This window comes from Microbacterium schleiferi (assembly GCF_015565955.1).
Lineage (GTDB): Bacteria > Actinomycetota > Actinomycetes > Actinomycetales > Microbacteriaceae > Microbacterium > Microbacterium schleiferi_A.
Genome location: NZ_CP064760.1, coordinates 790,664 through 803,609, shown reverse-complemented (window position 1 = coordinate 803,609; position 12,946 = coordinate 790,664). Strand labels below are relative to the sequence as shown.

12 protein-coding genes are annotated in these 12,946 nt (G+C 60.1%); 2 read left to right on the top strand and 10 right to left on the bottom strand.

Annotation, left to right across the window (positions count from 1 at the left end; translation table 11 throughout):
* Nucleotides 1–212: 212 nt before the first annotated feature.
* The 4 genes from IT882_RS03750 to IT882_RS03735 all read right to left on the bottom strand — a co-directional run bounded on the left by IT882_RS03750 (nt 213) and on the right by IT882_RS03735 (nt 5,105).
* A complete protein-coding gene (locus IT882_RS03750; protein ID WP_195693228.1) occupies nt 213–1,055 on the bottom strand; it encodes a glycosyltransferase family 2 protein in 843 nt (280 codons plus the stop codon).
* A 436-nt stretch (nt 1,056–1,491) separates the two neighbouring features.
* A complete protein-coding gene (gene glf, locus IT882_RS03745) occupies nt 1,492–2,634 on the bottom strand; it encodes a UDP-galactopyranose mutase (protein WP_195693227.1) in 1,143 nt (380 codons plus the stop codon).
* 68 nt (nt 2,635–2,702) lie between these two features.
* Nucleotides 2,703–3,584 (bottom strand): glycosyltransferase family 2 protein, encoded by an 882-nt coding sequence (locus IT882_RS03740; RefSeq protein ID WP_324253916.1) that lies wholly within the window; start codon nt 3,582–3,584, stop codon nt 2,703–2,705.
* Between the two features lie 51 nt (nt 3,585–3,635).
* Complete coding sequence (locus IT882_RS03735; RefSeq protein WP_195693226.1) at nt 3,636–5,105, bottom strand: hypothetical protein; 1,470 nt, start codon at nt 5,103–5,105, stop codon at nt 3,636–3,638.
* Nucleotides 5,106–5,199: 94 nt separating this feature from the next.
* Between IT882_RS03735 and IT882_RS03730 the strand changes: the two genes are divergently transcribed.
* Nucleotides 5,200–5,952: a hypothetical protein gene (locus tag IT882_RS03730; RefSeq protein ID WP_195693225.1), complete on the top strand. Its 753-nt coding sequence runs from the start codon at nt 5,200–5,202 to the stop codon at nt 5,950–5,952.
* Here the strand turns inward: IT882_RS03730 and IT882_RS03725 are convergent.
* A complete protein-coding gene (locus IT882_RS03725; RefSeq protein WP_195693224.1) occupies nt 5,918–6,922 on the bottom strand; it encodes a glycosyltransferase domain-containing protein in 1,005 nt (334 codons plus the stop codon). The genes IT882_RS03730 and IT882_RS03725 overlap by 35 nt on opposite strands.
* A 100-nt stretch (nt 6,923–7,022) precedes the next feature.
* On the opposite strand from IT882_RS03725, the gene IT882_RS03720 reads away from it, so the two are divergent.
* Complete coding sequence (locus tag IT882_RS03720) at nt 7,023–8,039, top strand: NAD-dependent epimerase/dehydratase family protein (RefSeq protein WP_195693223.1); 1,017 nt, start codon at nt 7,023–7,025, stop codon at nt 8,037–8,039.
* Here IT882_RS03720 and IT882_RS03715 read toward each other — a convergent pair.
* From IT882_RS03715 to IT882_RS03695, 5 genes are all read right to left on the bottom strand, one after another.
* A complete protein-coding gene (locus tag IT882_RS03715) occupies nt 8,006–9,220 on the bottom strand; it encodes an ABC transporter ATP-binding protein (RefSeq protein WP_195693222.1) in 1,215 nt (404 codons plus the stop codon). The two genes, IT882_RS03720 and IT882_RS03715, sit on opposite strands and share 34 nt — an antisense overlap.
* Nucleotides 9,220–10,146 (bottom strand): ABC transporter permease, encoded by a 927-nt coding sequence (locus tag IT882_RS03710; RefSeq protein ID WP_195693221.1) that lies wholly within the window; start codon nt 10,144–10,146, stop codon nt 9,220–9,222. Before IT882_RS03710 ends, IT882_RS03715 begins: the two co-directional genes overlap by 1 nt.
* Nucleotides 10,147–10,202: 56 nt before the next feature.
* The gene (locus IT882_RS03705) at nt 10,203–10,568 is read right to left on the bottom strand and encodes a DUF2304 domain-containing protein (protein WP_195693220.1); all 366 of its coding nucleotides are present in this window, start codon (nt 10,566–10,568) and stop codon (nt 10,203–10,205) included.
* Nucleotides 10,569–10,573: 5 nt separating this feature from the next.
* Entirely contained in the window at nt 10,574–11,254 is a 681-nt protein-coding gene (locus IT882_RS03700) for a glycosyltransferase family 2 protein (protein WP_195693219.1), read from the bottom strand.
* A gap of 234 nt (nt 11,255–11,488) precedes the next feature.
* Entirely contained in the window at nt 11,489–12,799 is a 1,311-nt protein-coding gene (locus tag IT882_RS03695) for a hypothetical protein (protein ID WP_195693218.1), read from the bottom strand.
* Nucleotides 12,800–12,946: the final 147 nt, after the last annotated feature.

Genomic DNA, 12,946 nt, shown 5'->3' with positions numbered 1-12,946 from the left:
GCGATGGTCTGCCGCCATCGCTACACGTTCGATAGCGACTCGCATCTACATCGGGAGGACCTGGCTCGGGACGGTGAAGCAATACTTCCTACGGAGTCCGCGGGATCTAGACGAGGTATGCATGCCAGTGAACGTACTGTTCGCAAGCTCTCGGACATCGCGACGCCGCAACCCATCGCGATGTCGTTCGCGGAAAGCCTCCGCGTCCCACGTCACTTGCTGGTGGGCCTCCAGCGGAGACCGTCCCATAGCCCCCGAAGAGCTGCCGCGGTCTTCGAACCACGCTGGGTCTCGAAGAGAACTATCTTCGTCCATGCCTTGAGGGTGAACCAACAGTCTTCGCCGAACCAGCCGCGCGGCCCGAAGCGACGCAGCAACACGACCCGATTCCGGGATTGATAGTAGAGGCGCAGCGGCGAATAGTTCGCGAGATACACCTTCCGTCCAAGCAGGCGGGCGGGTACTGAATCACCGAAACGGTGGTCCAGAACAGTGTCGAAAACCTTCAAGTTTGTATACCCTGCGGCACCGGCGCGGAGGCAGATGTCGTGATCAACGTAGTCGACAAACATCCACTCATCGTGGAGACCGATATCTTCGAGCAGTTCCCGCGAGAAAAGGGAACCGGACGAGATCAAGGTGTTTCGCCGCGCTGCGCCACGCCCTGAATCCGCGGGGTAGACCCGGCCGGTCTCTGCTGCACGCAGCGCCGGCCCCACGATCCCGGTATGCACTCCGTAGTCGTCCACATGCGAAAGAAGAGCACGGAGCATACGGGGTGCAACCGTGCTGTCCTGATCAAAGATCCAGACGTATTCGGCGTCCGCGTCGAGCGCGCGACGGATTCCCGCGTTGAAGCCCGCACCTACACCCAGGTTGCCCTCGAGCTCGATGACCTCGACGTCGGAGACGGAAACCAGAGGCGCAAGCACCTGTGTCGCTGCCTCGCCGGGCGAGTTGTTCACGACGTAGACGGCATCGACCTGCTCCAAAAGTGCGGCGATGTTGCGCAGAATGGTGACGTCAGGATGGTACGCGAGGACAACCCCGGCCACGCGCGGTCGGAGATTCTGCTTCGCTATCACGAGGGTTCGCTCCCGCTCGTCGCTAATCCGCGGGGCCCATCCGGCGATGTGACGAACAGAGAGAGCCCCACCGCTCGCTTTCCCAGCGATCCTGCGGTCGGCAGGATATGCCGAACGACCCCTTCACCGCGATCAGCGTCGGAAGCGCTGCTTGCAGCGGAAGCCTCTGACGCCACTCCAACACTCTCGTGTTTGCCGAGGGGCACAACATGCCGAATCTCCGACGCCGGGCTCACTGCCAGCGGGACAGCAGACATAGGAGTTCGACGCGTCACCGAAACACGTTCCACCTGCGAGCTGATGGGCCAAAGGCAATCGCCGATCCCCGCGTCTGGCTCGAAGACGCGCATCACCGTGGTTGCCGTTGCCCCGGACAGCATAGCGCCGGTATTCTCACTCCACCGCCTCAATGAGAAGCCAGACGATTCGTCCATAAGGTGAGGGCGGAGCCGATTGCCATGTGCATGTCAAGGTATTGATAGGTCCCCAAACGCCCCCCGAAATAGACGTCCCTCTCGCCGTCCATGAGTTCGCGGTAGGCGAGCAGACTAGCACGATCCGCGGGACTGTTCACCGGATAATATGGCTCATCATCCCGAGAAGCAAAACGTGAGTATTCGCGCATGATAACGGTTCTATCGCGCGGATATATTTCCGCGCGTTCAGGGTGGAAGTGCTTGAATTCATGAATACGGGTATACGGCACCTCCGCATCCGCATAATTCATCACACTCGTGCCTTGAAAATCAGCGACGTCGAGTACCTCCTGCTCAAAGTCCAGCGTCCGCCAAGCCAGGTCGCCAGCCGAATAATCGAAGTAACGGTCAACCGGTCCGGTGTAGACGATAGGCAGCTGACCAACCGTCGCCTTCCGGCTTAGTGGTTGAGATTCGTCGAAGAAGTCGACCCCGAGTCGAACCTCAATGTTGGAATTCTCGACCATTCGCTCAAGCCAAGCAGCATACCCATCGACGGGAAGACCTTCCCATTTGTCGTTGAAGTAGCGACTATCGTAGGTGTACCGCACCGGGAGCCGGCTAATGATTTCGGAGGGCAAGTCCCTAGGATCAGTCTGCCACTGCTTCGCCGTGTAGTCCCGAACAAATGCCTCGTAGAGCGGGCGGCCGACAAGTCCAATCGCGCGCTCTTCAAGGTTGCTGGCGGCCTTCGGGTCGAATTCCTCCGCAAGTTCGCGGACCAGCGCGCGCGCCTGGGCGGGTGTATACGCTGCACGAAAGAACTGATTGATCGTGCCCAGGTTGATCGGAAGCGGATACACGATGCCCTCGTGGTTCGTGAACACTCTATGCACATAGTCCGTAAAGCCGGTGAACCTGTTGACGTAATCCCAGACCATGGGATTCGACGTGTGGAACAGGTGCGCACCATAGCGGTGAACCTCGATCCCGGTGGCCGGTTCAGTAACGCTGTACGCGTTCCCTCCGAGATGGTCACGCCGATCGATGATGACGACTTTGCGGCCTGCCGAGGCCGCACGCTCAGCAACTGTGAGGCCGAAGAGACCGGATCCGACAACGAGGAGATCCATTTACCTATGCCACCCTTCAATTTCCTCGGTCACCGATGGCTGACGCGCGAAGAAGAACGAAGTCCTGCTCACGCGAAGACATGTCGTACCAGACGATTTACCGCCCCTCCTCGAGTGATCGCCTTCGGCACCAACGACGCCGCATTGAGGCGTGAGGCGAAGTGCCACCGCGCTGCTCGAGAGGCACGGTTCCAACCGAGAGAGGAGAACCGCCGAGCCTCACCGTCAAAGAAACGTCGCTCTTCATCGAAGCGCCGCCCGTCGAGAGCTCGCACGGATGAGTCAGAAGCAGTGTGGCGTCGATACTCAAAGATGACGTCTGGCAACACCATCATCCTCCCGCCTCTCGCGAGAATGTCGAGGATGAGCCCAAGATCTTGCGCGACGTCCAAGTCCGGGCGGAATCCGACTTCCCTCACCGAGGACGTTCGCCACGCAATTGACGGAAAGTAAGCCCAATTCGCCCTCAAGAGACTCGCGACCAGGGTTTCACCTCCGAGTACGCTGCCTCCGGGTTCGGGCTTGAGCGATAGGAGCCGCTTGACACGGTCCGCTAGCGGGCGCACCACAGCATCATTCTCGTCGATTACCCTTACTCCCGGCTGAATGATGTCCGCCTCGGAAGACTGGATTGCCCGGTTCACAACGTGAAGGTAGTCGGGCGCCATGATGTCGTCCGCACCCATCATCACGAACCATGAGGACTCGACAAGTTCAACAGCTTTCCTATAGTTGCCATTGGCGCCGAGGTTCTGCTCATTGCGGAGGTACACAACTCGAGCGTCTGCAATGGAAGCAAACCAGCGTGCGGGTTCTTCGTCCGGATAACCGTCGTCAATGACTACGAGGCGCCAATGCGGGCTGCTTTGCATCATTACGCTGTCGACTGCCGCCTTCATCTGCTCAACATCCCCGTAATACGGGAGCATCACATCAATGACAGAGGACAAGCGGTACCCACTTTGCGGCGACAAACGGACTTCGAGAGCTCAACCCACTGATCATACCGCGTGAGAACGCCGACGCCCGGCCAAGCTCAGCCCGAGCAGATGAACCGCCAGTCCGACAGCGACGGGCAATGTCAGCGCCACAGTGAGCCTCACCTCGAAGGGCAATGGAAGCAAAGCGGTAACCAACACCCCGGCAGCTGTCGTGACCCACCCTAGAGAGTACACACGGTGACTCCCGCGAGCTAACGCTGCCGCCCCGGCGATGGACTGTATACCGACGAGCGCAGCAGCGAACACGATCGCGACAAGAACCCACACGGGCGGCAGAGTGTACAGGGGCGAGAGTAGGTCATCCGCGACCTGAGCACCCCAGGCAACCGCAAGGGCCGCGATGCCACCGGCGAGAAGGAGTCCCGCCGTCAGAAGAAGAGAACGTCGGCGGGCAAGCGACGGCGCGTCACGGAAAGTGACCGTCAGGTAGCTCTGCAGCGCAAGCATCGGGCTCACGAGGGGGGCACGCAGAAGGACAACAGCGAGCACGGCCCCCGCAATGACCGAAGGCTCCTCTCCCTGGCCGATCGCTGCTATAACGAGAGGCATTCCTGCCGCGACAAATCCCAGCGCGGTCGCCGCCGCCACTGTGTGAAAAGAGTTGCGAAGCAGCCGTGCCCAGGTCTGCTCGATGAAGACCGCCCTGACCGTCGCTCTGCCACCGCCCCACCAGACGACTATCGCCGCTCCTATGAAGGGCAACACAGTCGCGAGCAGCAACGTCCCCAGCGGCACAGTGTCACTACCAGCCAAAGCAAACGCAGCAATGGCCAAGAACACTAGGGCGCGCAGTCCCGGGTCGGCGATAATCGCCAGCGCAACACCGGTCCAGCGCCCGGCACCATAGAGCGTACCCGTCTGGATAGCGAGAATCACGAAGCCGCCGAGCCCGAGCGCCATCGCGACGGCAATCTCGCCCGAATCATCTGAACCGAGTAGTCCACCGACGACTGCGCCCCCGATCGCGCCGCCGACGGCGGCGCCGAATCCGACGACTACCGCATAGCGCCGCAGAGATTCGGCGGCAGCAGAGCTGCCTTCGGGGAGCGATGATCGTGCCACTTCGTTCTGAACGCCGGACAACGCAGCAACCCCGAGAAAAAGCGCACTCCAAAAGGCGCTGAACTCGACATACTCCAGCGACCCGAGGAGGAAGGGCGCAAGCAGCTGTATCCCATAGCCGAGCACGCTAGACAGGACGAGCGCAGGAATAACCCGAGCGAGCCCGCCATCACGGTGAGGTTTCGACGCGCCGTTCACACTTCTCGCAGACGCAGCGCCGGTATCGAGGGCGTCTTCTTCCCTTGGATTTCCTTTGCGGCCAGGTCGCTCGCGAGCATCGTGAAGCTCCCCCACTCTCTTGCAACAGTCGACATTCCTGATATCGGCCAGCGTTTCAAACGTTACGATCGACTCCATGCTATTGAGTCGCAGGTCACGCCCCGTGAGATTCATGTACACAAAGACCACGCGGCAATCGGGAACGACCATTATGCGAGGTAGGCAGCTATCCGAGCTCCTGGCGCACAGCGCGCACCGGGAAAGACGCGTGACTTTCGAACCAGTGAGCAGAGCCGTCCGCAACTCGGATCTCTTCCTTACCAAGGGCGCCGCCCGGACTATGGATCCGGACATGATCCATAGTCTGCGCCACAAGGGAAACCGCATCTTCCTTGATCCCGTGGATGAGGACGTGAGCGACGACGTTGCGGCAGCCGCCGATGTGCTAGTGGCCGCGTCGATCTCCGCGCATAGGGAGTTCGAATCCCGGCCGTTAGCTACCAAGGTCGTACGCATCGACCATCACGTTGATCCCCGCCTCAGGCGCCTGCTCGCCGCAGGGGGCGCCACAACTGAACCGACCGAACCGATGCTCGTCCGATACTTCGGAGAGACGGTGAACGCGGTGAGTACACCCCAGATCGCGGCCTCGGTGGAGTTTGTCCACGTCGACACCGCCCGCCAGGATACTGCATGGATGCAGCGAGTTCCGGGAGTTCACATGCACTACGCAGTGCGTCAGCATCGCGCGTTGGATCGACACAAGCCGTTCTTGAAGGGCTTTACCGCCGCGCTTGCTGGCGCGAACATCCTCTTGGCGCGAGACGAAACGGAAGCAGCGTTCTGGTTGCCAGACGACTACCCATACTGGATCGAGGCCCATCCCAGCGAAGACGCTATCCTCGCCGGGCTCGAGTACGCCCGTGAGACCTTTCGTGGAGAGCAGTGGCGCGAGGCGCTCACGATGATGCGGGAGCTATCGGCACGTACCGCTGACTCTGTCATCGTCTCCCAGCTAGAAGACGCCCTCTCGTGAGCTTCGCTATCAGCGCGCGCACGTACTTTCGGACCCGCCTGGGCAGTGAGCGCCTGCGCGAGGCCACGTACTCTAGTTCCCACTGACGCCGCCGCAGCCCCTCGATGTTCTGTTCGAGCCTGACGCGCTCGGCGAACCCGTCTTCGATCTCGGCCGTTTGTTGCGCTATCCGATTGCGGAGTGCCGCGACGGCCGCGGGCTCGCAGTCTGCGAGTTGCACCTCCAACTCCTTGATGCGTTGGGCTGCACGCCGTAACTCCGCAACCATGGGGCCGTGAGCGAATGCTGGGGCCTTACCTTGCACAATCTTGCGGCCCGTGATGACGGGCCACTCATGCAGTTCCGACTGGAAATTGTCAAGTTCCACGACATTCGCAGTCAGTCCTGCCGCCTGCAGCGCATACGGCAATGAGAGCTGGTCGCGCCGCGAGTACCGGAGAACCTGATAGAACCAGATACGCATCGCTTCAGCGACGCATCGACTGTTGCGTCGAATGAGCATGCCGCCCCATAGCGGCCGCGCGTCGAGCGCCTCGGGAAAGTGAACCGCATAGTCGGTCAGCTGTTCGTAAACTCTAAATCTATCGTCGTAATTGAGGCGGACTACTTCATCGAATTCGTCGAGAGCGGTCTCGCGATAGCTATGCGCGAGCACGGCCATGTCAAAGTCCTCGGGTAGGAGCTCAGCGACGATCCGTTCTGGAGTCGATCGAAGCAAGACGGACGCGTCGATACAGATCGTCACGTCATACTGCTGAAGCACCGGGTGCCCGAGGATCTTGTACTCCCGCGAGCTGCGGTGCAAGTCCTGTGGTAGCAGCGGATCGACTCGCTCAACTCGCCATGTCTTGCTGACGAGGTCTCGGCTGTCTGAGAAGCAGAGAAAATCGGCCTCGCTATCCGCCGCTACAGCCTGTTCGAGAAGCGTGTCGTAGCCCCCGAGGAGCACAGTGTATACGCAGATCCTCACCTAAGCCTCCTCGTCATGGCAACGAGAGACTAGCTTACTGATCGAGATGAGCCACGACCATGCGCCTCGGATAAGCTTCTGGGATGGGACTGGATGACCGATGAGGGCAGTTGTCACGGGCGCGGCGGGTTTCATTGGCAGCCACCTAACCCAACGGCTCATAAGCGACGGCCACGAGGTCGTGGGGATCGACAACCTCTCAGACTATTACGATCCGCGCCTGAAGAAGCGCAATCTGTCCGAGCTGGTCGGCAAGGGCTTTACACTAGTGCGCGCAGACCTGACGCAAGCAGATCTGAGTAGTGTCCTCGACGGCACCGACGTGGTCTACCACCTCGCCGGCCAACCGGGCGTAAGAGCATCATGGGGCGAGTCATTCGACGAATATGTCAATGCAAACGTCATAGCAACGCAGCGACTGCTCGAAGAAGCACTGCGCGTTCGCGGCATTCGCATCGTATATGCCTCCTCGTCCTCGGTGTACGGCGACGCCGAGTCGTACCCTACTAATGAGAATGTTCTTCCGCGCCCGCGCAGTCCTTATGGAGTAACGAAGCTTGCGGCGGAGCACCTGTGCAGGCTCTACGCCGCGAACTTCGGCTTAGAGACTGTGTCGCTAAGGTTCTTCACCGTGTACGGTCCTCGGCAGCGCCCAGACATGGCTTTCGGCCGATTTCTTCAGGCGACGCTGGAAGACACGGAAATTGTGGTCTACGGCTCGGGAGAGCAGATTCGGGACTTCACATATGTTGGTGACATCGTTGACGCGCTCGCGGCCGTGGGGTCGGGAGAGGTGACGCCCGGAACGGTATATAACGTGTCTGGCGGTGGTAGCCACTCAATCAACGAGGTTCTCGAACTGATCGCGGACGTCACCGAGCGAACCCCGCGCGTGCGGTACACGGATGTAGCGCGCGGCGACGTCTCCCGCACCAAGGCCGATGTCACTTCGATCACCACGCAGTTCGGATGGATGCCGAGGATCGGTCTTCGCGAGGGCCTGACACGGCATTGGGAATGGGTACTAAGCCAGGCCGGCCACCCTAGATCACGTGCAGATCTGCCTTCGGAGGAGCTACCGCCTCATCTCCGAACCGCGACGATTGCCTCCGAGTAAAGGGTGCCAGTCTGTCGGAATTCCACAGGCACGAAGAATGAGGCGCCCTGCCACATCGCGTCCAACGGAGCTCCGTCGGCATCCGAAACTTCAGCATTGACGAAGTACTGACCGCCCGCGAGCGACACCGCGGGAAGTCGATATGACACATCCACTCTCCCGGGTGTTACAGCGTCGTGGGGCACCCCCAATCGCCTTGTGCCGGTACCGAAGACCTGTTGGCCTTGTGGCGTGTCGATGCTGATACCAGTGTTCCACCTGTCGTGGGAAACGGCGTGGTCGATGGAGAGAGTGACGGTGAGATCATCACCGGGCGAGAAGGTGCTGCTCGGCATGCCAGAGCCATCGTTGACCGTGATGCCCGCGATTGACGAGTACGCTCGCGGCTCCGCGAGGTGTTCATGCTCCGCGAATGCCTGCTTCCGTTTGCCTTCGAGGATCTCCCGGTGAACCTTAGTCGCCTCTGCGGCGGAGCCAATGAACGCTACTTCCCCAGCGCTGAGCACGACACCTCGATCGCACACTTCCATGACCTGACCGGCGGAGTGAGATACGAGGATTATCGTGCGACCTTCCGCCTGAAACTGGCGAATCTTGTCCATACACTTCCGCTGGAACGCCTCATCGCCAACCGCGAGGACTTCGTCAACGAGGAGCAGATCCGGGTCCGTGTGGATAGCGACAGCGAACGCCAGGCGCACGTACATGCCCGACGAGTAGAACTTCACCTGTGTATCAATGAAGTCTTCGATCTCCGCGAAAGCGACGATCTCATGAAAGCGCGCGTCCGTCTCGCTCCTGGATAGCCCCAGGATCGATGCGTTGAGATAGACGTTGTCTCGCCCAGATAGGTCAGGGTGAAATCCAGCTCCGAGTTCTAGCAACGCGGCCATTCGCCCTCTGCGTCGAACGCTCCCGCTAGTGGGGTCGATGATGCCTCCGATGACTTTGAGGAGGGTGCTCTTTCCGGAACCGTTAGGCCCGAGGAGCCCGATCGACGATCCCGCGGGAATCGCGAACGAAACGTGGCGCAAGGACTCGAAGGTCTCACGATGTGCGCGCCCTCTTCTGCCGAGCGTGACGACCCTCTCCTTGAGAGAGTTGTCCTTACGGATTGTGAACGTCTTCGACACATCGTCGATCACGACGATGTCCGGGGGGCTGGAAACTGAGTCGGTCATCAGAGCTCCTGAGCGAAATTCCCTTGAAGTCGCGCGAACACCCGCTGAAATATCCATATGAGAACGAGGCCGATAAGAACGGCGATACCCATCCGGAGCGCCAAGCCCTCGGGATAGTCAGAAGAGGAACCCGCGGCCCAGAAGGCCTTGTGGAAGCCAAGCACCGCAAGAGTCAGCGGGTTGTTGGTGTACACCTCTAGCAACCACGCCGGAACTGATGCTCGCTGAATGACGTCGCCGACCATCGTCCACCCGTAGACGATCGGCGACGCCCACATCGCCAACATCAGAAGAATCTGTGTGAGGTATTGCACATCCCGCAAATATACGTTCAGCGCCGAAAGCAGCAGTCCGAACGCGAGGCCATACACGGCTACGACAAGCACTGATGGGAAGAAGTACAGCAGATCCCACCCTGATGGCAACCCGCCGAGAAGCACGCAGGCGATCAGGAGGACCACGAGCTGGACCGCGAAGGTGAACAGCGCCGACCCCATCGATGCAAGCGGGAAGACCTCGCGCGGAATGTACACCTTCTTGACCAGTCCAGAGTTGGCCACGATCGAAGCTGTGGTGCCGGTCAACGTCTCGCTGAAAAGTACAAAGATCGTCAGGCCAGAGAAAATGTAGATGGCGAAGTTGGGGATTCCCCGGGCGGCCCCGAGGAACTGACCCATCACGACGTAGTAGACAACAAGTTGGACGATGGGGTTGATCAGCGTCCAAAGCATGCCGAGCACGCTGTCCTTGTACCGTGCCTTGATGTCTCGTCGAATCAAACCGCCAAGAAGCTGGCGCTGCGCGAACACTGCCTTGGCGGAGCCCCAGAACCCGGACCGTTCCGTGACAGGGCGAAGCGGCCACTGCTCGAGTCTCTCGTATCGCGCGCGAGCGCTATCAGTTGTCACAGATTGATCCCATTCCATGCAGGCGGAGATGACCCCATGCCGCCGGCGGTGTCATCCACACGACCCGCGCGATGTCACTCAAATCTCTGCCCCTGATCTCCTAGACTCTCGGGACTTCGCAGAGCGATCTCCCTCGCGAGTTGCGTGATCTGGGCGTCCTGGGCGCGGCGCCTCCGGACTGTGGTAAGCGCGTTCGCCACGAATACTACGAGGAACACGTAGAGGAGGAGGTCTGTGCCGCGACCGACGCCAACCAATTGTGCCAAGTCGTTAATGACGGCGGGGAATAGCACCGCGTACACCGCAGCCGCCAGCAGCATCAGGAGAGTAATCGTTCGTAGGGCTTGCGTCCGCGCCGATCCTCCGGACTTGAGCAGGACGAAACCCATAACAAGAAAAGCACCTATCAAGAGGAACTTGATTATCAACTGATCAGACATCACGCCTACTTGATGAATAGTTCGCTGAGAATGTTGACGGAGTTCCAGAGCGATTGCCCCTTCGCCCGTGAGTAATCGGTGTACACGATCTCTACGGGGTGCTCCGCATATCTCAAATGTTTCTTGCCGACCTGGGAGACAATCTCGCTCGCGTGCGCCATGCGGTTTTGGGTTATTTGTAGGGCACGGGCGGCACTCCTGTTGAAGGCGCGCAGCCCATTATGTGCGTCTGTCAAGCGCACTCCGGTGGAAAGGCGCTCGAACAAGACAGCAGTCCGCAACACGAGTTTCTTCAGCCCGCTGGCGTTCGTGCGATCATCGAGGAATCGCGACCCGAAGATGATGTCGATCGGCTCCTCACGCAAGCGGTCAACCATCGCCGCCGCGTCTGCCACCTTGTGCTGACCATCAGAATCGAAAGTCACAAAGTACTCCGCGCCTGCCTGGCGTCGCGCGAAGACGATCCCCGTCTGAATTGCAGCCCCCTGACCCAGGTTGATCGGGTGACGAAGCACCGTCGCACCTCCCGCGAGCGCCTCCGCTACGGAGTCATCGGAGCTTCCATCGTCTATGCATACGATGTTCGGAAACGTGCGCCGAGCCTCTGCTACAACCTGCCGCACGACGGTCGCCTCGTTGTAGAGCGGCACGATCAGCCACGTATCTGTGTAGTCGAGCGTTCTCACAGTTTCGTTACCTCACCCCCCAAGAACAGGCGCGTGCGACACATCCAATCGCGAGCGTCGAGCGCGCCGGTGTCTGTTTGCCCGGACGCCCCCATGATGGAGGACTCATCCCAACCTCCGAGCCCAAGAGTTCACCACGCCTCGCCACCAGCGACCACCGCAACGATTGGGCAGCCTCCAGATCCTAACACCGCAGGGTCCCTTGATTCTGTGACGTAGCGTGTCGCCCGACTCCTAGTAGCTAGACCCAATGTGGATCGCCAGCGTGAGCCCGAAAGTGAGGAGCAGTGCGGAGTAGGCAACAACTACGATCGTCGCCACCCTGTTCTTTAGCATGAACCCTACGAGGAGCAGGATCGCCGGAACTAGTCCAGCCGCGTAGCGCCCGGGGAGGGGAAAATACACTCCGGTCAAAAACCACATCAGGCAACCGAGCGCGGGGAGCGCGGCGATCGTGGCAATTGCGGTTCCCCAAACGAGTGGCCCTCGCTTCGAGCTCCATTCCATGGACATAGCCGAACCAACTACCCCCGCAATCGCCAACCAGCTCAAGGGGATGAATATCAGTTCAGGCAGCATCGAGTCCGTCCGACCGATCGCAGGATTGTGCGTGATTGCACCAGTAATCCCACTCAGCGACAAACGCACCACTTCACCTGCGGTCAATGGCGTAGTGATGCCCTGATCGACCACTACATCGCTCACTGCGAGCAATGGGACTATGCGTAGCCACGCGACCTGAATTGCTCCAGCGACTGCAACGGCGAGGCCTACGGGAAGCCAGAGGCGGCGAGCGCTGACGTCACCTCGCGGTGAACCTGGGCCGTCCGCGGATTCGCGGCCCCGCCGAGTCAGACCGTCGAGCACGAGGTAGACCAGAATGAGGCCGAAGACGACGAGGTTCGTGATCTTGAAGAGCGGAGCAAGAACCGCGAGGGGGACGAGCCACCATGCGGACCACCTCCCGCGCACGGCCTCCATCGTTACCAGGAGAATACTCGCTCCGAAGATTACGACGCTTGTGTCGGTACTGATATAGGTGTATGTCCACCATGCATACGGCGATCCAATGAACACGAGGCCAAGCGCGAACACGGCGAGCTGAGGTACACCCGCTCTGCGCAGGAGCGCGGCTAGCACAAGGACTGTTCCGGCGAGCCAAACCGCCCCGCTCAATCGCCACGAAGTAACTTCGCTTAGGCCAGTTATGGCGTGCACAGGGTCCCCGATAATTCGGACGGTCCAGAAATAGATCGGGGTGTAACCCTCGCCGGTCGTATAACCAGCGTTGGGCATCGCGGCGAGGTTCACATCATCTGATCCGCACTCCTGACCAAGCGAGCCGAACGGGATGACGTTCTCGCACGCGACAAGATGCGCGATCTCGTCCCCGAAGGTCTCCCCCTTGTGCACCAGGCCCTGGTCCCAGAGCTTGTACGTGTAGTCCAGGTAGACAACTTCATCGATCGGCGAAACGGAGTCGTCGTGCAGTACCGTTACCGCTCCGCCGTAGAGGAGCGATATCGCAACAAGAGCGATGCTCACCCAATGGCGGGTGACTCGCTGGAGGACACGCGTAGGAGTCTGCCGCTCCCGATCAGAACGGTTGGTCATGTGGCTCCTGCCTTTCAGCGCTCTCTTGCGCACCCCGATATTCTGCCGTGTCGACAGGCGCCCTGAGCGCCATGGAAC